Raw genomic sequence first — 19,848 nt, 5'->3', positions numbered from 1 at the left:
GATTTCATGCCAGCTGTGGTCAAAACAGCCTGCATAAAGTGTCTTCAGCGAATCGCGCTGCGCCTAGCCTAGATTGCGGTGCCCGCTTCAAGTGCCTCAAGACGTGCCCGGTATTGACGCATGCCAACCCACAGCAGCAAGAAAGCCAGAGGCGCCACGACAGCCGACGTAAGCGCAAGCGAGAAATGGAGTGCCATTTCGTCTTTGAACACATAATCGGTGAGCACCGCCGGCAGGATCGGGCCGAACGAAACACCGACGATGCCGACCGTGAACATAAAGAAGGCGCCAAGCTGGGCTCGTAGATCGACCGGCGCAATCATCTGGATTGCGGCAGGGATAAGAACAGGCGTGAAACCACCGAAAAACTTGATCGGCACAACGAGAATGGCCATCAGCACGGGGTTGGGCATCAGCGGCATCAAAACCGCCGGCACAGCGATCGCCGCGGCTGCATAAGCCGTAAGCCGCAGACACCCGTCCACTTGCCCCCGTTCGATCATCCGGCTGGACCACCAGCCCGCGGCCAGCATGCCCAGCGGCCCCGCGACAAGCGACACGGACCCGATCACCAGCCCGGTGCGCTGCGCCCCCCAACCCCAGCTGCGGATGAAAAGTTCGGGAAACCAGTTGTCGGTATAGCTGAGAACCGAAAAAGTCGCGGCACCAAGGAACAGCGAAACCGACATTAGCGGCTGATCGGCCAGGAAACCCCAAATGCGTCGCAGAGAAAATCCTTGCGTAGCGGATTCCGGGGTTTCGTCATGTCTCAGCACGCGCTCGGGTTCGCGCAAGGTAGTCACCCACAAGGCAACCAACAGCCCCGGCAATCCAACGGCAATGAATACCAGATGCCATGACCGCATGTGGCCAAGCACGGGCAACACGATGTCCGGCGTCCGGTCGATCATTCCCACCACGGTACCACCGACGATCATCGCGATCCCCGCGCCGATATAGATGCCGATCGTGTACAGGCTCATCGCCTTGGGCAGGCGCGTCTTGTCAAACAGGTCCGACAGCATTGAATGCGCCGAAGGCGACAACGTCGCCTCTCCCACGCCGACGCCGATGCGTGCCAGCACAAGCTGCGGAAATGTCCGCGCGAGACCGCATAGCACGGTCATCAGGCTCCACGCGGCAATCCCGCCCGAGATGATCCACTTGCGCGGATAGCGGTCGGCCAACCAGCCGATCGGCAACCCCATGATCGTGTAGAAAATCCCGAACGCGCCGCCCGTCAGAATGGCAAACTGCAAATCGCTTATGCCCAGATCCGCCTTGATCGGGCCCACCATGAGATTGAGAATCTGGCGGTCGAGGAACGAGAAGGTATATGCCACCATCAGCACTGCCGTGGTATACCAACCATAACGGTATCCGGACGTGGTCTGACCGCGACCGCTGTCTGCCTTTTGTTCATTCATACCGCTTGTTCCCGGACCCTTCATGTTGCTCTACTTTTCCTTGGCTCAACCCAGCGGGTTCGGCGGAGGAGGGCTTGGCGGCGGCACGAACGGATGGATCAGCGCCCAGGGGCTGGGCATCTCTTCCACATGCACCGCGATCAGCGCTGGTCCGCCACGCTCCCGGGCAGTTCTGAGCGCATGCGCCAGCCCATCCGGAGTATCGACGGCTTCCGCCGGAATGTCATAGGCTGCTGCCAGCTTCATAAAATCCGGATTGCGTAGCTCGGTTACAAAGGTTTGTCCGAACGTACGCTTCTGGATACGGTGGACATTGCCATAGCGGCCGTCCACGAACACGATCAGCGAGAGATTAAGCTCGTCGCGCGCCAGCGTCGACAGTTCCTGCATCCCCCACGCGAAGCCGCCATCGCCGTTAAGCGAAACGACGCGCTGTCCGGGATTGCCCACCGCAACGCCGAGCGCGGTGTTGAAACCATAACCAAGCGTACCCTGATAGCCCGGCGTGATCAGCGTGCGTGCTGCATGAACAGGATACGCGATATTGGCGTAGTAACCGACCTGCGTCAGTTCGCTCACCAGGATATCCTTGTCGTCCATCGTGCTGCGCAGCGCTGCAACGTAGTCCGTCTGCGGAGCGATGGCGGCGACTTGGGTCTCGCACCATTGCCGCACCGCAGCGACAGTGTCGCTCCGGCTCGGGGCTTCGAGCCCTGCGGGGAGCGCATCGAGCAGGGCTTCGATGCCCGCGCGAACATCAGCCTCGATCGCCAGCCCCCCCTGCCTCGGCCCCGCCATGTCCTGCGCTTCGATGTTCAGGTAGACGATCCGGCAGTCCTCACTCGCGAAAGCGGGACGTGCGATCCCGTCCACGAAACGGCTGCCCGCCACCAGCAAGACATCGGTGTGCGGCAGCAACACGCGGCCACCAAGGCTGGTCAACGCCAGCGGGTGCCTGTCGTCCAACGTACCGCGCCCGCCCTCGGTCATCAGCACTGGCGCCTGAAGACGCTCGGCAAGCGCCTGCACGGCCTCCGCCGCGCCCGAAGCCATGACACCGCCACCGGCATAGATTACCGGGAGACGCGCATCGGCCAGAAGGGCAGCCGCCTGTGCGATCTGGTCCGCATCGGGCATGGTCCTGTTTTCCGGCGCGCGGGGAAGGATACCGATTTCGGCCTTCGCTTCCAGCACGTCGGGCGGCAACTCGATCGCAACGGGGCGGGGCCGCCCCGAACGCAACTGCACGAACGCTTCATGCACCAGCCCCGGAATATCCTCGGGCCGCGTCGCGATGCCATGCCACTTGGTCAACGACTTGAGCACGCCCGATTGGTCAGGCAGCTCATGCAACAGACCAAAACCCTTGCCTATCTTCGTGGACGTGATCTGGCCGGCGATCATGAGCACACGGGAATTACAGGCCAACGACGTGGAAATCCCCGAAAGAGCATTCAGCACGCCCGGTCCGGGCACGACCATGCACACGCCTTCGCGCCCGGTCGAACGCGCATAACCATCGGCCATGTAGGACGCAGCCTGTTCATGGCGCGGGACGACGAAACGAATGCGATCCTGCGCCTCGCGCAGCGCTTCCACCGCCCAATCGAGCTGGACACCGGGAATGCCGAAAACGTTTTCGACGCCCTCTTCGATCAATTGTGCGACGAGGGCCTGCCCGCCGGTTCGCTCAACGGCTTGATAATTTGTCATTCGGGTCTTTCGATATCAGGAGCTGGAAGGGGCTGCGGCTCAGCTGGCCGTGCGCAGAACTTCGTTCAGCGCGCCAAGGAACACATCGTTCTCGCGCGGGAGGCCGATCGTGGTACGGATCCAAGACGGCAGACCGTAGTTGCCGACAGGACGAATGATCACGCCACGCCGCATCAGCTCGCGGCTGACCATCGCGCCGTCGCCAACATCCAGCAGGAGAAAGTTGCCGCCCGAAGGCAGTATCCGAATGCCCGCCGTTTCGAGCGCGGCCGCAACACGCGCCCGTTCGCTGTGGTTTTCGATCCGGTTGCGTTCGGTGAAGGCAGGATCGTCAAGCGATGCGATCGCCGCAGCCTGCGCCTGGGCGCTGACCGAAAAGGGTAGCTGCAGCCTGCGCAGGATTTGCAGCAGCGCACTGTCGCCCAGACCATAGCCGACACGCAGGCCTGCCAGCCCGTGAATCTTGGAGAAAGTGCGCATCACGATCAGATTGCGGCGTATCTGGAACAGGCGCGCGATGTCGGGACGATCCTCGGGCGCCAGGAACTCGCGATAAGCCTCGTCGAGCACCAGCACGACATGCGGCGGCAGCGCCTGCGCGAACCGTTCGATCTCTGCACGCGGCAGCACCGTGCCCGTCGGATTGTTAGGCGACGCGAGATAGACGAGGTGGACATCTTCGTCGACGGCGGCGAGCATCGCGTCGATATCGGGCACCCAGTCCTTTACCGGCACGAACACCGGCGTCGCGCCGACGGACCGCACCGCGCCTTCGTACGACTGGAACCCGTATTGCGGGATGACCGCCTTGCGCGTTGCATCCAGATAGGCGCGAGCCGCCAGCAGGATGATCTCGCTCGACCCCGCGCCAGGAAGGACCTGATCCGGCTCCATGCCCACATCTGCAGCAATCGCGTGGCGCAAATCATAGCAATCGAAATCCGGATAGATGTGCGACATCGAATCCACCGCAGCCAGAGCCGCGATGACGCCGGGCGCAACGCCTTGCGGGCTCTCGTTCGATGCAAGCTTCACGATGCTCGCGGGATCGAGGCCGAATTCGCGCGCGACGGCATCGGTCGGCCGCCCGGGTGGATAGGGCGGGATCGAAACCACGTGGGTGAGCGGATTGCCATAGTCGTTCATGCGTAAACCTCGCCTCGCCGCGTCATGGACGCGTGATCGCTTTCAGATTGAAAAATTCCTCAATGCCGTGACGTCCGTATTCACGCCCCAGCCCGGACTGCTTGACGCCGCCGAAGGGTGCTTCCAGGTCCAGCATCGCGCCGTTGATAACGACCTGTCCGGTGCGAATCCGCCGGGCGACTGCAAAGGCCCTGTTCTCGTCGGCAGACCAGACGCCGCCGGAGAGGCCGTATTCACTGTCATTGGCTATGCGCACGGCGTCCTCGTCGCCATCATGGGCAAGGATGCACAGCACCGGGCCGAACACTTCATCGCGCACGATGTCCATGTCGGAATCGACGTCGCTGAGTACGACCGGAGTCATGTAGGCACCGGCGTTTAGGCCTTCCGGAAGCTCTGCGCCGTTCGAGACGATTCGCGCGCCTTCCTTCACCGCCGCCGCAACCATGCGCTTTGCCCGGCCCTGCTGCACGAACGAAGCCATTGGTCCCATCCGTGTATCCGGAAGATCCGGATCACCGGGCTGCCAGCCATCGGCAAGCTGCCCCACCAGCTGTTCGACGCGCTCCTTGTGCTGCCGCGGCACGATCAGCCGCGTCAGCGCTGCACAGGTTTGCCCCGCATTGACAAAGCACTGCTGCAGCGCGGCGGGGGCCACCTTTTCGTAATCGACATCGTCAAGCAATATATTGGCCGACTTGCCGCCGAGTTCGAGCGACACCTTCTTGAGGCTGCCGCCCGCGATCGCCGCGATGGACCGCCCGGCCCGTGTCGAGCCGGTGAAGCTGATCATATCAACGCCGGGGTGTTCAACCAGCGCCGCGCCCGTTTCAGCGCCGCCGAATACGAGATTGAACGCACCTGCCGGAACCCCGGCATCATTCAGGATTTCGGCGAACACCGCAGCATCGAACGGCGTAAGTTCGCTTGGCTTGAGAACTACGGTGCAACCCGCCAGCAAGGCGGGAACGACCTTGGCGACGATCTGGTGCAGCGGGAAGTTCCACGGCGTGATCGCAGCGACAACTCCGACCGGATCACGAAATATGCGCGACCGGCCTAGCGTCACTTCTTCTCCCGCGATTTCTTCCATCGCGGCGAGAGTCACGTCGAAGTTACGCAAGGGCAGACCGATCTGTGCCGCTTTCGAAAACGAAATTGGGGTACCCATCTGCTGCGTGATCAGCGCGGCGATCTCATCGCTGCGCTTGGAGATTCCGTCACGCGCGCGGCGCAGGATGGCGATCCGCTCCGCCACAGGAGTGGACGCCCAGCCAGCGAAAGCCCCGTGCGCGGCGACTACCGCTTTGGCCACATCGGTCTCGCAGCCAGCAGGCGCATGGCCAATTGCCTGGCCGTTGGCCGGATTGATGATCGCAATGCGGCCCGGCGCCTCGCTATTCACCCAATGCCCGTCGATGAAGCCGCCTGGAATCTCACGCATCGGCCGCTCCTGCATCCACCACTTCCGTGCCCGCATCGAGTTCCACCAGGATTGCGGCAGGATCAAACGCGGTGCCGATAGGGTCCTGCCCCTCCGCAACTGCCCGCACCTGCTGGCGGAACATCCTGCGCAGCATGCCGATACCGCGATCGGACGTCACAAGATGTTCGGCAGAATGCAGCGTGATGTCGCCCTGGCTGACGTGCGCTTCGTAGTCGCCCGGAAAGTCGCGATGCTCTTCCGGCGTGAGATCCCGCCAGAGCTTGCCGTTGTGATGCGTGCGAATGGTCTTGAGCGACCCCGGTTCCGTCACCCGGCCCGCCGAATAAATGCGGAAATGGGTATCATCGATCGGCATGACCCAGCCCAGCAGGGTACACGGTCCGTCCCTCTTGGCACGCGGGCTGGCAACGGCCCGCACCGTCGGCAACACCGCCTCCGTAACACGCCTGTGCACTTTGCCTTCGCCCAGTTCACGGCGCTGCACGCTCAGGATGCCCCGGTCGGTCTCGCTAAACTTGACCACCGGCATCAGGCCCATCTGCGCATTGAACTGCGGACCACTGAAAGACCCGTGGAGGATCGGCACATGAAAGGGGTCCATCACGTTTTCATAGTGCTGAAGCCAGTTACACGGCACGATCACCGGACCGCCGCTGCCAATGCTGGTATCGTCCGCCTCGATGATCTCGCCGGGCTCCAGATCTTCCAGCACATTGTAACGGGGCAGCACCGGCTTGCGCTCAAGCGGACCCATGTACGCGAATATCAGGCCGTAGCGCTCCTCAACCGGATAGCCGGGCTGCTGCACCTTGGAACAGGATGCCGCGCCCTGCTTCGGTTCGCAGGGCTGTTCAAGGCAGTTGCCCTCCACGTCGAAAAGCCAGCCGTGGTAGCAGCAGCGGATACCCCGCTCTTCCGTGCGACCATAGAGCAGAGACGATCCACGATGCGCACAACGGGGGTGCAGCAGGCCCGGCCGCCCGGTGCCGTCCCGAAACAGTATCAAATCCTCGCCCAGCACGCGGATCTGGCGCGGCGTTGCGCCGGCATCCTCGACCAGACCAACCGGATGCCAATAACGGCGCAACAGTTCGCCCATCGGCGTTCCGCGCCCGACCCTGGTCAGATCCGCATCGAATTGCCCCTCCGGCATCGAATATGCACTCAGCATGATCATTCCCTTCGACCAACACGCTGTATTTCTGCGGTTTTGCCCGCCCAAAAATCATTTAACGTGTTATATATTTATTTCACATGTTTTGCAAGTGCCGACCCCGATTAAACTCAGAGCCTCCGCACTGCCACTTGCTGACAGACTGCGCTTCCGCCGACGGTCATAACGCCAGACTCACGGTCTTGATTTCCAGATAGTCATCGAGCCCATAGCGAGACCCTTCTCGCCCCAGCCCCGAAGCCTTGATCCCGCCGAAAGGTGCGACTTCGGTCGAAATCAGGCCCGTGTTGACGCCAACCATCCCGGCCTCAATCGCTTCTGCCACGCGCCACACACGCCCGATATCACGGGAATAGAAGTAGGCAGCGAGCCCGAACGGCGTAGCGTTGGCCTGCGCGATCACTTCTTCCTCGGTTTCGAAGCGTATTACTGGCGCCAGTGGTCCGAAGGTCTCATGCTGAGCGGCCTCCATGCCGCCATGTACACCGGCCAGCACAGTAGGGCGGAAAAATCGTCCGCCGCGATCGGACAGATCCCCTCCGGTCATGATGCTGGCGCCCTGTGCCACGGCATCGGACACATGCGCACGCACTTTGGCCACCGCCGCGTCATCAACCAGCGGGCCGACCACAGCTCCGGGCTCGTTGCCAGGAGCGACCACAAGATCGCCCGCAGCTTGGGCAAAGGCCGCGACAAAGCGATCGTGAACGCCGGCCTGCACATAGAAGCGGTTGGCGCAAACACAGGTCTGGCCCGCATTGCGGAACTTGGAAAGCAGGGCGCCTTCCACGGCCGCATTGATATCGGCATCGTCGAAAACGATGAACGGTGCGTTGCCGCCAAGTTCGAGACTCAGCTTCTTAATCCCCGGGGCACATTGGGCATAGAGCAATGCCCCCACTTCGGTGGATCCGGTGAATGTGAGCTTGCGCACCACCGGACTATCAGTCAGCACTTTGCCAATTTCCCGCGGATCGCCGCAGACGATGTTGAGCACACCTGCTGGAACCCCGGCCTGCTGCGCCAGCACACCAAGCGCCAACGCCGTCATCGGCGTCTGCTCGGCAGGCTTCAGCACGACCGTGCACCCTGCGGACAGCGCGGGGCCAATCTTGCGCGTGACCATAGCGGCCGGAAAGTTCCAGGGCGTGATCGCCGCCACGACGCCAACAGGCTGCTTCAAAACGATGATGCGCCTGTCGCGATCGTTAGAGGGAATGACATCGCCGTAGGCGCGCTTACCCTCTTCGGCAAACCACTGGATGAAGCTGGCCGCATAACGGATTTCACCGCGCGCTTCCATCAACGGCTTGCCCTGCTCCGCCGTCAGGATTTCGGCCAGCACCTGTTCGTTGGACAGGATCAACGCGTGGAAACGCATCAGGATCGCGGCACGGTCGGCAGCCGGGCGGGCACGCCAGGCCGGCAGGGCCCGTTCAGCCGCTGCAACCGCATGCTGCGCAGCCTCCGCACCAAGCCAGGGAACGCGGCCCACGATGCTGTCATCGGCAGGATTGGTGACCGCCCGCACATCATGACCGGCGACCCATTCACCGTCGATCAGACATGCCCCAGGCTTGAGCGTATAGTCCACCTGATCAAGCTCCCAAATGCTGTAATTCGCGTGTGATATCGATGGCGAGAAGGCATAAGCGGATGCCAGATCCGCAGCTGCCTTTCCGCAAGTGCGCGCGCCCATTAACCGGCGCGAACACAGGGTAATGTCGGACGGATCAACCGCCCGAGCGCCTGGTCAGGAACGCCGAGACATCGTTGTGAACCTGCTGCAACGATTGCGGATCGAGGTAAATCATGTGGCCTGAGGCATAAGAATGCTCTGTCAGGTTTCCGCGCAGCGCTTTCGGCAGCAGCATGTGGGAAAGGTCATATTCGGTCGCGAAAAACGGCGTTGACAGGTCATAATACCCGTTCAGCGCCAACACACGCATTTCGGGATTGCGGCGCATGGCCTCGGCAAGGTCCAGCGCAACGTCGGCCATCGCGTTCTGCTTCTCGCCCCTTGGTGGTACGTGGCTCCAGTCCCAGATCCCCAACAGGTTCTTAGGGCTGGACACATGATATGGCTGGTCAGTCCGATAATTCAGATCCTTGCGCACGTAAGTCAGGAAGCTCGAAATCACCGGCCCCTTGATGGCATCACCTGCGGGATCCGTCGAAGTGTCTGACGCAGCGTCATCGCTTTCGTAACCCGTGAAGCGGGTATCGAGTTCGCCTAGCACCCTGCCCTCGCCGCGAAGCAGTTCCTTGCGAAACCGGTCCGGCATGACGCGCAGCTGTGACTGAACCAGATAATCCACCGACAGCCCCGTAAGCGCCGCCATCTGCGCGGCCACTGCATCGCGCTCGGCATCGGGAAGATCGTGGCCCTTGGCCAAAGCCAGCGTGTAGGGACCGCTTGCAAATCGCCGTGCCTTTTCGACGTGTGCGTCCAGGCTCACACCGCGATCCACTTTCCCGTGATACCACGCGGATGCCGCATAAGTCGGCACCTGGTTGATCGCCATCCGGTCGAGTCCGGGTGCATGCTGGGCAAAATTCAGGATGGAGGACATGAGGATGATCCCGTCCAGTTGCACACCTGCCTTGTGCAACATCAGCGCGGTAATCGCGGACCGCGTCGTGCCATAGGACTCGCCGAACAGGTATTTCGGAGACTGCCAGCGGCCATTGATGTCGAGATAACGACGGATCGCCTGGGTGAAGGACGCCGAATCCGGATCATGCCCCCAATAGGATTTGCCTTCCTCGGGATCAAAGACATCGGAATAGCCGGTGCCGATCGCGTCAAGGAAGACCATGTCGGTCTGTCCCAGCAGCGTTGCGGGATTGGGCGCGAGGCGTAGCGCGGTGCCAGGCCCCGCATCAATTCCCACCGGCACCCGCACCGGCGCGAACGACGCCATGTGCAGCCAGATCGACGATGAACCGGGGCCGCCATTATAGAGGAACGTCACGGGCCGTTCAGGTGCACCTTTGGGTCGATCCGCCACATAGGCGACATAGAACATGCTCGCCTTCGCCAGCCCTTCCCCATCGCGCAGGGTCAGGGTTCCGGCGCTGGCCGTATAGGTTATCGTGCGGCCGTCAACGGCTACGCTATGGCGGGTATCAACCCTGCGCTCCGCAATGGGCGGGCGGATTTCGGCCGCGGGCGTGTCGGCCTCCCGCCTGATCGCTTCCGCATGAACCGCCGCTGGTGCAAGAGCGGCGGCAAACAGCGCAAGCGCGGCGGCAGCGCGCGGGGCGAATACAGCCCCCCTCACCGCTGCATCGCCCAGCTGTAGAACTTTTCGAGATCGGCCTTCATCTCTGCCGAGGCCGTATCGTCGACATAAGTCATATGACCGGAACGGTAATGCGCGAACCGAATATTCTGACGCAGGTTGGGCGTGAGATAAAGCTGCGAGATATCGTATTCCGCGCCGGCGTAAGGCGTCGCAAGATCATAGACGCCGCCCATGACCAGCACCTTGAGATTGGGATTGCGCTGCAACGCTCCGGCCAGATCCAGCCCGGTGTTCGCGAACGGCAAAGGCCGGTCAATGCCCGGCGCCTTGTGCCGGTTGTCCCACTGCGGCTCGATCACGGCATTGTAGAGCGGACGGTAATGCAATTCGCTGGTATAGCCGATGTCGCGGACCAGATGCTGGCGGAACAGCGAAAGATGCGCACTGGTCACACCAGCCGTCGCGGCGTCGTTGGTCGCAGGATCGAAAGCGCCGTCACCGGAGGCAAATGATGCCGGGGCCGTAAAGCGCGTATCGAACCGACCGATGATGATGCCCTGATCGCGCAGCAGTTCGTTACGATACTGCTCCATGCCGACCCGCAGGCGGTTCTTCTTGAGGAACTCGACCGAAAGACCGGTGAACCCGCCGAGCTGGCGCGCGACGCTATCTTCCTCTTCGGCCGAAAGACTGTCACCTTTCAGCAGCGCCGAAGCATAAGGGCCGAAGGCGAATTCCCGTGCTTGCGCAAGATAGGCATCCAGATCTGCCGGATGGCTGGCAGAGCGGTTATGATACCACGCTGTTGCCGCCAGCGTAGGCACGAAGTTGATTGCATCGATGTCGCTGCCCTGAAAACCCGTACCAAAATTCAGCAGCGTGGACAGCAGGATGACACCGTTGAAATCAAGCCCCTGATTCTGGAGCTTGTAAACCAGCCCAGCGGAGCGCGTCGTGCCATAGGACTCGCCGAACAGGAACCTCGGGGAATTCCAGCGATCGAACTTTGTAATGTAGCGGGTGATGCCACGCGCAAAGGCGTCGATATCCTGATCCACGCCCCAGTAGGCGTTGACCGGAGTATCGCCGATGGTGCGCGAATAGCCGGTACCGATGGCATCCAGGAACACCAAATCCGATTCGCCAAGTAGGGTGAAGGGATTTTCCTGTTCGCGATATGGCGCAGGCAAGGTGGCGCGGGGCGTAGCGGTGGGCGCACGCAACGGTCCGAAGCCGCCAATGTTGAGCCAGAGGCTTGCCGAACCCGGCCCGCCATTGGTCAGGAACGTCACCGGTCGATCCTTCGCGTCGGTGCCCTCCTTGGTATAAGCCACGTAAAACATCGTCGCAGTTGGCTTGCCGGCATCATCGCTGATGATCAGGGTGCCCGCACTTGCCCGGTACGTGATAACTTTCCCGTCAACCGTAATGCGCCGCACTTTGCCGGTTTGGGTTTCCATCGCCGCAGTCTGCGCGGCCGGCCCTTCTTCGGCAGTTGGCTGCTTCATATCCGCCGCGTGGGCTGACGGCAGCGTCACGGCAAGTATCGAAGCCGAAGAGAACAAGGCAAAGGCAATCGCCCTTGCACGACCCAAGCAATTCACCATTTACGGCTCCTGTCTTCCGGATGCTGGCGCGCGGTGGCGACCGCGCGTTCGGGCAGGGAAAACCGACAATTCGTGAATCGCCGTCTGCCCTCGATACAGAAAACTTAACACATTAAGTTTTTGTGTCAAACCGTTTGCGTTTACGTGGTGAACCTACTTCTCCGCGGGTTCCAGGACCGCATCGTCGAGCACGATATCGCGTACGAGAATGGCCGACATCCGGTCGAGCAATTCGCAGAGCTGCACGATGTCAGCCTCGGGCATCTCTTCCGATATACGGTCATAGATCGGCTGAAAGCGCGGCTGAACGCGACGAACCATATCATGCCCATCTGCGGTCAGCATGTAGAAGAACCGTCGGGCATCGGTAGCATCCACGCATCGCTCGATCAGATTGCGCGCCAGCAGATCACGCAGAATGCGTGAAAGGCTGGGGCTGAGCAGAAAGGCGCGATCCGCCAGCGTCATTGTGTCGAGCTCTCCGGCAACACTGAGAGCACGCAGAACGCGCCACTGCGGATCGGTCAGATTGAAAGGATCGAACACCCGGCGAAACTGGGCCGCCAGCCTGTCGCGCGCACGCTGGAACTTAAACCAGATATGCTGTGGCCGCGGCGGGCCAGGCTTGTGCTGATCCGCACCATGCAGAATCTCAGCTTGCGGATCAGTGGTCAATGCTTCGTCCTTATTGAGCTTTTGGTGGGCTTACCCTTCCTTTTGCCCGTCGGATTTTTTTTTTGCAAAGGTATTGCCTCAAATGAAGTGCCATCAGTCTAACGCTGAACTGTCTCCGCCTGTGGAACCGGCACAAAATACATTTCGTTCGAGGAGCACCGTTTCCCGCCGGCCGTCATTCGGCTCTTCAAGCGGTTACGACGATCTCACAACATATATACCACATATATACCGCGCCGGGCGGCGATGGAGCCCGGCGCGAGGCCGGGTGGCCTGAGCAGCGAGGTGGCCGACGCGCCTCATATGATCGCCGCCAGGTCGCGCGCCACCCGGTTCAGGGCAGGCAGATAACGGGTGCGCAGTTCGGTCAACCCGACCCGCCCGGCTGCGACGCCAATGTTGATCGCGGCGTGAACGCCACCCTTGGCAATCACCGGCACTGCCACAGAGCGCAAGCCCGCCTCCAGTTCCTGATCCACGATGGCGTGACCTTCATCGGCCACTTTGGCGAGGATGGCGAGAAGCGCAGCGGGATCGGTTTCAGTGGCGCCGGTGAGCGCCACAAGATCGGTCCGTCGCAAATAGGCCTCCTGCTCCGCCCGGCTCTGCCCGGCCAGCAGGACGCGGCCCATCGACGTGCAGTAAAGCGGCACGCGACTGCCGACGCGCAACGCGATCGACATGATGCGCGAAACTTCGGCGCGGGCCACGTAGTAAACCTCGTCCTCCTCGACCACGCCTAGAGAGCAGGATTCGCCCAAATCGTCACGCAGCTGATCGAGCAGCGGCTGGGCGCGCATCGCCAGGCTGCTCGACGACAAATAGGCATGGCCAAGCGCCAGGACCTTGGGCCGCAGCGAATATTGCACGCCATTTTGCACGGCATACCCCAAGCGAACCAGCGTGTGCAGGCACCGTTTCACAGATGGACGGCTGAGCCCAGTCAGGCGGCTGGCCTGAGCGATTGTCATGGGCTGCTGCTCGTCGGCAAAGCAGCGCAGCACCGCCAGCCCGCGCGCCAGAGAGGTCATAAATTCGGGATCACCCCCAGCATCAAGCAATTGATCCATCACGCACCTGAAGTAACCGATAATCGGACAATATCATGTTTATCGGTTGACACAAGATCGAACCGGTTCAGAGATCAGATGGAAGCCGGTTGCCGGAGAGGGAGATTCGCATGGTGGACAAGACGATGGCCTCGGCAGAGGCGGCGGTTGCCGATATCTTCGACGGTGCGTCGGTGATGATCGGCGGCTTTGGAACCGCGGGGATGCCCGACCAACTGATCGACGCGCTGATCGCGCGCGGCATCGGCGGCCTGACGATCATCAACAACAATGCCGGAAACGGAGAGACGGGCGTTGCCGCGCTTATCAAGGCCGGACGGGTGCGCAAGATCATCTGCTCGTTCCCGCGACAAAGCGATTCGCATCATTTCGACGCGCGCTACCGCGCCGGCGAGATCGAGCTGGAACTGGTGCCGCAAGGAAACCTTGCCGCGCGCATCCACGCGGCGGGCGCCGGCTTGGGCGCGATCTTCACGCCAACCGGGTTCGGCACACTGCTGGCCGAAGGCAAGGAAACGCGCACCATCAACGGACGCAACTACGTTCTGGAATATCCGATCCATGCCGATTTCGCCCTGATCAAGGCGGATCGCGGCGATCGCTGGGGCAATCTGGTCTATCGCAAGACGGCGCGCAATTTCGGGCCGATCATGGCAATGGCCGCCAAGGCCACGATCGCCCAGGTTGCGCAAGTCGTCCCGCTAGGCGAACTCGATCCCGAAGCGGTGGTGACCCCCGGCATCTTCGTTCAGCGCCTGATCCAGATTGGACAGCCCTCCCCACTGGTCGCCCCCACGGCAACCGCCGCCTGAACGGAAGCATCGCCATGAACCCGCTTACCAGAGACCAGATCGCCGCCCGTGTCGCCCGCGACATTCCCGAAGGCGCCTACGTGAACCTTGGCATTGGCCTGCCGACCAAAGTGGCCGATTACCTGCCCGTCGACCGCGATATCTTCCTGCAAAGCGAGAACGGCCTTCTCGGCATGGGGCCCGCGCCCGAAAAGGGGCAGGAGGATTGGGACCTCATCAACGCTGGCAAGCAAGCGGTGACCTTGCTTACCGGGGGCTGCTACTTTCATCATGCCGACAGCTTCGCAATGATGCGCGGCGGGCATCTCGACATCTGCGTGCTTGGCGCATTCCAGGTTTCGGTAACCGGCGATCTGGCCAACTGGCATACCGGCCAACCTGGTGCGATCCCGGCAGTGGGCGGCGCGATGGACCTTGCCATCGGAGCCAAGCAGACTTTCGTCATGATGGAGCTTCTGACCAAGGATGGGCAGAGCAAGCTGGTGGAGCGGTGTAGCTATGCGCTGACCGGGATCGCCTGCGTTTCGCGGGTCTACACCGACCGGGCGGTCTTCGAACTCGGCCCGGATGGCGCCCGCGTCGTCGAGATGATCGATGGCCTCACCCTCGACGATCTGCGCGGCATGACCGGCCTGCCCCTCGCGCTCGCCTGAAAGGAATATAGATGACCCCGGCTTTCATCTGCGACGCCGTCCGCACCCCAATAGGCCGCTATGGCGGCATGCTGGCGCAAGTGCGCGCCGACGACCTTGGCGCCGTGCCGCTGCGGGCTCTGATCGAGCGCAATCCGACGCTCGACCCGGTCGCCATCGAAGAGGTGTTCTATGGCTGTGCCAATCAGTCAGGCGAAGACAACCGCAATGTCGCGCGGATGAGCCTGCTTCTCGCCGGCCTGCCGTGCGACGTGCCAGGCGTTACGCTTAATCGCCTTTGCGCATCCGGCCTCGACGCCGTAGGCGCCGCGGCGCGGGCGATCGGCGCCGGCGAACTTAACGTCGCGATCGCCGGCGGGGTTGAAAGCATGACCCGCGCACCGTTCGTGATGGGCAAGGCCGAAACTGCCTTTGGCCGCGGGCAAAAACTGGAAGATACGACAATGGGCTGGCGCTTCGTCAACCCGGCGCTCGACGCGCTTTACGGCACCGAGACAATGCCGCGCACCGGAGAGAACGTCGCACAGGATCATCGCATTTCGCGCGTCGATCAGGACGCATTCGCCTTGCGCAGCCAGGAACGTACCGCTGCCGCGCAGCGCAACGGCTTCTTCGCGGAAGAGATCGTGCCGGTCACCGTGCCGGGGCGCCAGAAGGGCGAGACGAGCATTGCCGATACCGACGAGCACCCACGCGCAGACACGACGATCGAAACGCTTGCCCGGCTAAAGCCGCTGTTCGGCCCCGAAGGCACCGTCACCGCTGGCAACGCATCGGGCATCAACGATGGCGCGGCGGCGATGATCGTCGCCAGCGAAGCCGCCGCCAAGGCTCACGGCCTCAGGCCGCGCGCACGGATACTGGGGATGGCCAGCGCCGGGGTCGAACCGCGCGTGATGGGCATCGGCCCCTTGCCCGCGACAAACAAGCTGCTTGCCCGTCTCGGCATGACCATCGGCGATTTCGACGCGATCGAACTGAACGAAGCCTTCGCCGCCCAGGCTCTTGCCGTCACCCGCGGCCTGGGCCTTGCCGACGATGCACCGCATGTGAACCCGAACGGCGGCGCAATCGCACTAGGTCATCCGCTAGGCATGTCAGGCGCGCGCATCGCATTGAGCCTGGTTCATCACCTCGAAAAGACCGGCGGCCGACGCGGCCTTGCGACCTTGTGTGTCGGAGTCGGCATGGGGCTGGCGCTGGCGATTGAGCAGGTGTGATACCGATCGGGATGATCAGGGCGAATTTGTCTGGTCGACTGGAGGCTCGAACCGGAAAGCTCACGCGGCTGTGGCAGATTCAGCATTATAGGATGACTCTTGCGCGTAAAGGGGTGAATCGAGTTGGTACAATGATCGGGCAGGGCCCGGTCTTCTGTCCGGTTTGTTTGCGCGGCGTGAGATGACCGCTGACCTTGCATGTGTTCGCGATGACACGGATGGCGGATGCGAATACTGTACGAGTGCCGGAAACGAGGATGGGTAAATAGCACGAATGCCGGACATGGCCGAGGCCACTACCGCCGCAGAGCGCGACGCAATTCAACGCAGTTCGCGCAGTGTCCGGGCCTTGGCCAAGACCTATGGCATCAATCCCAAGACAGTTGCGAAATGGAAAAAGCGCGCATTCGTCCACGATCTGAAGCGTGGCCCGGCCGAACCGCGCTCCACTTCGCTGTCGGTAGAAGAGGAAGCGATGGCGGTCACGTTCCGGCGACATGCCATGCTGCCGCTCGACGATTGCCTTTACGCTTTGCAGATATCGATCCCGCACCTCACGCGATCATCGCTGCATCGCTGTTTTCAGCGTCATGGCATCAGCCAATTGCCGAGGATCGACATCGACCACGGTGCGGAACGGCGCCCCCCTGCCGCCCGGATCGGGATGTTTCTTCTCTCTCTGACGGAAATCCGTACTGCGGAAGGCAAGCTCTACCTCTACGCAGCGACCGATCGCGTCAGCAAATTCACGTTCACTTATCTGGTGAGACGCACGAGCAAGGCGACAACGGTCAAATTTCTCGACGCGCTGATCGCCGCCATCCCGTACCGGGTCCACACCGTATTCACCAGCAGCCGCATCCAGAGCGTTTACCCGATCCGCTATCTCGAAGCGCCGACCGGCCATTTCGCCAGCCAGGCTTTCGGGGACCGCTGCGCGCACTATCGCATCGTTCACAGGATCTACCATCTTGAGGGTGGCTGGTTGACCAGTGAGGGGCGATCGCCAAGCGAATTCGGAAAGCTCGGCTTTCTTTACGATAGCCTGGAAGATGTCGAAACCTATATCGCCCATTTTCTGTTCACGCTGAATTACAAGCGCAAGTTGAAATGCCTGCGCGGGCTGACCCCGCACAATTACGTCACCCGGATGCGCGAAACCCATCCACATCTCTTTGTGTCCGACGCGTACCATCAAACCGTGGGACCAATCAGGAATAGAAAAAGAGAGCGGATGCGCGGCATATGACGGGCAACCGATCGAAGCGGCCAATGGCCAGCGCTTCGATCAACGACCATCCATATGCAGAGAGCGACATGACCGAAACTTATGATATCGTGGTGATGGGCAGCGGCCAGAACACACTGGGCGCGGCAGCCTACCTGGCCAAGGCCGGGAAGAAAGTCGCTGTGCTGGAACGCAACGACGTTATCGGCGGCGGCGCCGTGACGCTGGAACGCGATGCGCCCGGCTTCAAGTACGACAAACATTCGGTCGTGCACGCGATGGCACAAGCCAATCCGATGATCCTGAACGACGAGCTTGGCCTTCTCTCGCAGTTCGGGCTGCAATATTTCCGCCCTCCCGCGATGGCAACGACTGTCCTCGACGATTACCGCACCTTGCATCATCTGCTCGATCTGGATGCGATGTGCGATCAGATCGCGCAGTTTTCGCTGAAAGATGCCGAAACCTACCGCGAATTCGTCGTCTGGGGCATGCGCATCCTGCCGATGGTGGTGGCAGGCATGTTCACTGTGCCCCTGCCGATGTCGGTGTTCCTGGGCATTCTGGAGCAGAGCGAGGATGGCCGCCGGGTCATCGACTATATGCTGCGCAGCCCGCTGCAGATCGTGAACGAACTGTTCGAGAGTGACCTGCTGAAAATCCACCTGCTCCGGCTGACCTCCGAAGGGTTCCCGCAGTTTCCCGATGACATGGGCACCGGCATCGCCATGCTCATGACACCCGCCTTCGCGCACAAATATGGCGTGGGCATGCCGATCGGCGGCAGCGGGATGCTGGCCACCGCACTGGCCCGGTGTATCGAACATCACGGCGGCGATGTGATCACCAACTGCGAGGTTGCCCGCGTCCTCACCAGCGGAGGACGAGCAACCGGCGTGGAAACGACCGACGGGCGGCAGTTTGTTGCCAGGGATGCCGTCGTCGCCTCGATCCACCCGCACCACCTCGACAGGTTCGTCGACGGGATAGAGCCCGATGTGCTCGCCCGCGCCAAGCGCACGCTTCCTGCACCGTTCTCGCTCGTCAAGATCGACGCCGCGCTCGATCGGCCGCTCAACCGCAAGGGGCCGGACGGCACAGAGGGAACCGACGGTTTCGGCGAATTCGTCTCTGCAAATACCCTTACCGAATACCTGCAATCGTATGATCCGCTGCGCCACGGGCGAACCTCGCTCGACAATCCGCTGCTGAGCGGCGGGGCGATGGCGATGCCCGGTCGCCAGCCCGAGGGCAAGGCGCTGCTCTACGTCCTCTCGTTCCAGCCATACAATCTGGCCGACGGCGGGCCGCAGAAGTGGGACAGCATAAAGGAGCAGGTCGCGGACCGGCTGATCGAACGGCTGGACCACTTCATACCCGGCGTGAAGGACAATATTCTTCAGCGCACGGTCGATTCCCCGCTCGACATGACGCGGTGGTCGCCCAACAGCATGCTCTATGGCGACGCTGGCGGCCTGGGTTCGCAATTCTTCCACCTCAGCGGATATCGCCCCACCCCCGAACTGTCGCAATATGCCGTGCCCGGCGTGGACCGCCTGTACCTGTGCGGGCCGTTCATGCACCCCGGTGGCGGTGTGTTCGGAATCGGCCGGCCGACGGCGATCAGGATCTGCGATGATCTAGGCATCAACTTCGACAAGGTAGTCGCACAATGACCGCAAAGATTTTCGACGCCAACAAGGGCGAGCTGATGGCGATCAGCGAACTGGAGCGCGAGGGCAACGATCTTGTCATTCGCGGCAAGATCTACGGCGCAATGCCGATGACGGCGCGGCTGCGTCCCGAAGAAGTGCGCAACCTCCTGTCGCTCCTGACGCCGGGGATCATCTGGTTCGTCCTGACCATGCCGTTCCGATCGTCGACCAAGGCCGACGCGTCGAAGGCGTAGGCGGCATTGGCAGGCCAGCCACGGGCGGCCCGGGCAATGCGGACATAGGGCTGGGCCGGCGCGAGGGGGCGGTAGTGTTTCGCCACCCTGCCAGCCCGGCGATATGGCAGTGGCCGATAGCCGCCGTCGCATTGGTTTCACAGCGCGTTTCGTGAAGGGTGTTTTCATGCCGAACATGAAGATCTTCGCCGATCAGGCGATGGGCACGGAGACTATCAAGGCACTCCACGCTGCCTTGCCCGCCATGCGCGCGCTGCTTTGCGACAGGCTGGCGGTCCCTCTCGATCTTGCCCAACTGGCGATCGTGCCGGTTTCCGGTCTTGCCGATCAGGCGCAGTTCGCCGTGGAGATGCAGATTTTGCCCAAGCCGGAGCGAACTCGGGAGTCGATCGTCGCCGCGTGCGAAGAATTGCGGATGGTCTTGCGCGGGATCGCCGATGTGAAGGTGGCCGTCCGGGTAACGACCGTCGACCCGGTCAACTATCTGGTGATGCGATAGCGCGCCGGGCGGCGCCAGCC

17 protein-coding genes are annotated in these 19,848 nt (G+C 61.9%); 7 read left to right on the top strand and 10 right to left on the bottom strand.

Annotated elements, in window-relative coordinates:
• Positions 1-68: 68 nt before the first annotated feature.
• The 10 genes from A7A77_RS02465 to A7A77_RS02420 form a co-directional block, all read right to left on the bottom strand.
• Positions 69-1,427 (bottom strand): spinster family MFS transporter, encoded by a 1,359-nt coding sequence (locus tag A7A77_RS02465; protein WP_245638364.1) that lies wholly within the window; start codon positions 1,425-1,427, stop codon positions 69-71.
• Between the two features lie 45 nt (positions 1,428-1,472).
• Positions 1,473-3,140 (bottom strand): thiamine pyrophosphate-binding protein, encoded by a 1,668-nt coding sequence (locus tag A7A77_RS02460; RefSeq protein WP_066552984.1) that lies wholly within the window; start codon positions 3,138-3,140, stop codon positions 1,473-1,475.
• Between the two features lie 39 nt (positions 3,141-3,179).
• A complete protein-coding gene (gene hisC / locus A7A77_RS02455) occupies positions 3,180-4,286 on the bottom strand; it encodes a histidinol-phosphate transaminase (protein WP_066552978.1) in 1,107 nt (368 codons plus the stop codon).
• Positions 4,287-4,308: 22 nt separating this feature from the next.
• Positions 4,309-5,730, bottom strand: a complete 1,422-nt coding sequence (locus tag A7A77_RS02450; RefSeq protein ID WP_066553511.1) for an aldehyde dehydrogenase family protein — start codon at positions 5,728-5,730, stop codon at positions 4,309-4,311.
• Complete coding sequence (locus A7A77_RS02445; protein WP_066553501.1) at positions 5,723-6,904, bottom strand: aromatic ring-hydroxylating dioxygenase subunit alpha; 1,182 nt, start codon at positions 6,902-6,904, stop codon at positions 5,723-5,725. Before A7A77_RS02445 ends, A7A77_RS02450 begins: the two co-directional genes overlap by 8 nt.
• 163 nt (positions 6,905-7,067) lie before the next feature.
• Positions 7,068-8,501: an NAD-dependent succinate-semialdehyde dehydrogenase gene (locus A7A77_RS02440; RefSeq protein ID WP_245638363.1), complete on the bottom strand. Its 1,434-nt coding sequence runs from the start codon at positions 8,499-8,501 to the stop codon at positions 7,068-7,070.
• 139 nt (positions 8,502-8,640) lie between these two features.
• Positions 8,641-10,191: a S10 family peptidase gene (locus A7A77_RS02435; protein ID WP_066552975.1), complete on the bottom strand. Its 1,551-nt coding sequence runs from the start codon at positions 10,189-10,191 to the stop codon at positions 8,641-8,643.
• Complete coding sequence (locus A7A77_RS02430) at positions 10,188-11,762, bottom strand: S10 family peptidase (protein ID WP_066552972.1); 1,575 nt, start codon at positions 11,760-11,762, stop codon at positions 10,188-10,190. Before A7A77_RS02430 ends, A7A77_RS02435 begins: the two co-directional genes overlap by 4 nt.
• A gap of 153 nt (positions 11,763-11,915) precedes the next feature.
• Positions 11,916-12,437 carry a MarR family transcriptional regulator gene (locus A7A77_RS02425; protein WP_066552969.1) on the bottom strand — a complete coding sequence of 174 codons (522 nt, stop codon included), beginning with the start codon at positions 12,435-12,437 and terminating at the stop codon, positions 11,916-11,918.
• Positions 12,438-12,736: 299 nt separating this feature from the next.
• On the bottom strand, positions 12,737-13,507 hold the full coding sequence (locus A7A77_RS02420; RefSeq protein ID WP_066552967.1) for an IclR family transcriptional regulator domain-containing protein: 771 nt from the start codon (positions 13,505-13,507) through the stop codon (positions 12,737-12,739).
• A gap of 110 nt (positions 13,508-13,617) precedes the next feature.
• On the opposite strand from A7A77_RS02420, the gene A7A77_RS02415 reads away from it, so the two are divergent.
• The 7 genes from A7A77_RS02415 to A7A77_RS02385 all read left to right on the top strand — a co-directional run bounded on the left by A7A77_RS02415 (position 13,618) and on the right by A7A77_RS02385 (position 19,828).
• Positions 13,618-14,319 (top strand): 3-oxoacid CoA-transferase subunit A, encoded by a 702-nt coding sequence (locus tag A7A77_RS02415; RefSeq protein WP_066552960.1) that lies wholly within the window; start codon positions 13,618-13,620, stop codon positions 14,317-14,319.
• A gap of 14 nt (positions 14,320-14,333) precedes the next feature.
• Positions 14,334-14,972 carry a 3-oxoacid CoA-transferase subunit B gene (locus A7A77_RS02410; RefSeq protein ID WP_066552957.1) on the top strand — a complete coding sequence of 213 codons (639 nt, stop codon included), beginning with the start codon at positions 14,334-14,336 and terminating at the stop codon, positions 14,970-14,972.
• A gap of 11 nt (positions 14,973-14,983) precedes the next feature.
• Positions 14,984-16,192, top strand: coding sequence for a 3-oxoadipyl-CoA thiolase (gene pcaF, locus A7A77_RS02405; RefSeq protein WP_066552954.1), 1,209 nt, complete (start codon positions 14,984-14,986; stop codon positions 16,190-16,192).
• 475 nt (positions 16,193-16,667) lie between these two features.
• Positions 16,668-17,441, top strand: coding sequence for an IS481 family transposase (locus A7A77_RS02400; RefSeq protein ID WP_216635531.1), 774 nt, complete (start codon positions 16,668-16,670; stop codon positions 17,439-17,441).
• 23 nt (positions 17,442-17,464) lie between these two features.
• Positions 17,465-19,096, top strand: coding sequence for a phytoene desaturase family protein (locus A7A77_RS02395; protein WP_172799816.1), 1,632 nt, complete (start codon positions 17,465-17,467; stop codon positions 19,094-19,096).
• Positions 19,093-19,329 carry a hypothetical protein gene (locus A7A77_RS02390; RefSeq protein ID WP_066552949.1) on the top strand — a complete coding sequence of 79 codons (237 nt, stop codon included), beginning with the start codon at positions 19,093-19,095 and terminating at the stop codon, positions 19,327-19,329. The genes A7A77_RS02395 and A7A77_RS02390 overlap by 4 nt, the downstream gene beginning before the upstream one ends.
• Positions 19,330-19,495: 166 nt before the next feature.
• Positions 19,496-19,828, top strand: a complete 333-nt coding sequence (locus A7A77_RS02385) for a hypothetical protein (RefSeq protein ID WP_066553492.1) — start codon at positions 19,496-19,498, stop codon at positions 19,826-19,828.
• Positions 19,829-19,848 lie beyond the last annotated feature (20 nt).

It is taken from the genome of Croceicoccus bisphenolivorans (genome assembly GCF_001634625.1).
Lineage (GTDB): Bacteria > Pseudomonadota > Alphaproteobacteria > Sphingomonadales > Sphingomonadaceae > Croceicoccus > Croceicoccus bisphenolivorans.
Note: the sequence above shows the minus strand (reverse complement) of the source record. Positions and strands in the feature narration are given on the sequence as shown.

What these genes read in the sequence shown, in the direction of transcription:
- A7A77_RS02465 (WP_245638364.1), bottom strand. Translation starts at nt 1,427, where the DNA reads ATGAATGAACAAAAGGCAGACAGCGGTCGCGGTCAGACCACGTCCGGA.
- A7A77_RS02460 (WP_066552984.1), bottom strand. Translation starts at nt 3,140, where the DNA reads ATGACAAATTATCAAGCCGTTGAGCGAACCGGCGGGCAGGCCCTCGTC.
- hisC (WP_066552978.1), bottom strand. Translation starts at nt 4,286, where the DNA reads ATGAACGACTATGGCAATCCGCTCACCCACGTGGTTTCGATCCCGCCC.
- A7A77_RS02450 (WP_066553511.1), bottom strand. Translation starts at nt 5,730, where the DNA reads ATGCGTGAGATTCCAGGCGGCTTCATCGACGGGCATTGGGTGAATAGC.
- A7A77_RS02445 (WP_066553501.1), bottom strand. Translation starts at nt 6,904, where the DNA reads ATGCTGAGTGCATATTCGATGCCGGAGGGGCAATTCGATGCGGATCTG.
- A7A77_RS02430 (WP_066552972.1), bottom strand. Translation starts at nt 11,762, where the DNA reads ATGGTGAATTGCTTGGGTCGTGCAAGGGCGATTGCCTTTGCCTTGTTC.
- A7A77_RS02420 (WP_066552967.1), bottom strand. Translation starts at nt 13,507, where the DNA reads ATGGATCAATTGCTTGATGCTGGGGGTGATCCCGAATTTATGACCTCT.
- A7A77_RS02415 (WP_066552960.1), top strand. Translation starts at nt 13,618, where the DNA reads ATGGTGGACAAGACGATGGCCTCGGCAGAGGCGGCGGTTGCCGATATC.
- A7A77_RS02410 (WP_066552957.1), top strand. Translation starts at nt 14,334, where the DNA reads ATGAACCCGCTTACCAGAGACCAGATCGCCGCCCGTGTCGCCCGCGAC.
- pcaF (WP_066552954.1), top strand. Translation starts at nt 14,984, where the DNA reads ATGACCCCGGCTTTCATCTGCGACGCCGTCCGCACCCCAATAGGCCGC.
- A7A77_RS02400 (WP_216635531.1), top strand. Translation starts at nt 16,668, where the DNA reads ATGGCGGTCACGTTCCGGCGACATGCCATGCTGCCGCTCGACGATTGC.
- A7A77_RS02395 (WP_172799816.1), top strand. Translation starts at nt 17,465, where the DNA reads ATGGCCAGCGCTTCGATCAACGACCATCCATATGCAGAGAGCGACATG.
- A7A77_RS02390 (WP_066552949.1), top strand. Translation starts at nt 19,093, where the DNA reads ATGACCGCAAAGATTTTCGACGCCAACAAGGGCGAGCTGATGGCGATC.
- A7A77_RS02385 (WP_066553492.1), top strand. Translation starts at nt 19,496, where the DNA reads ATGCCGAACATGAAGATCTTCGCCGATCAGGCGATGGGCACGGAGACT.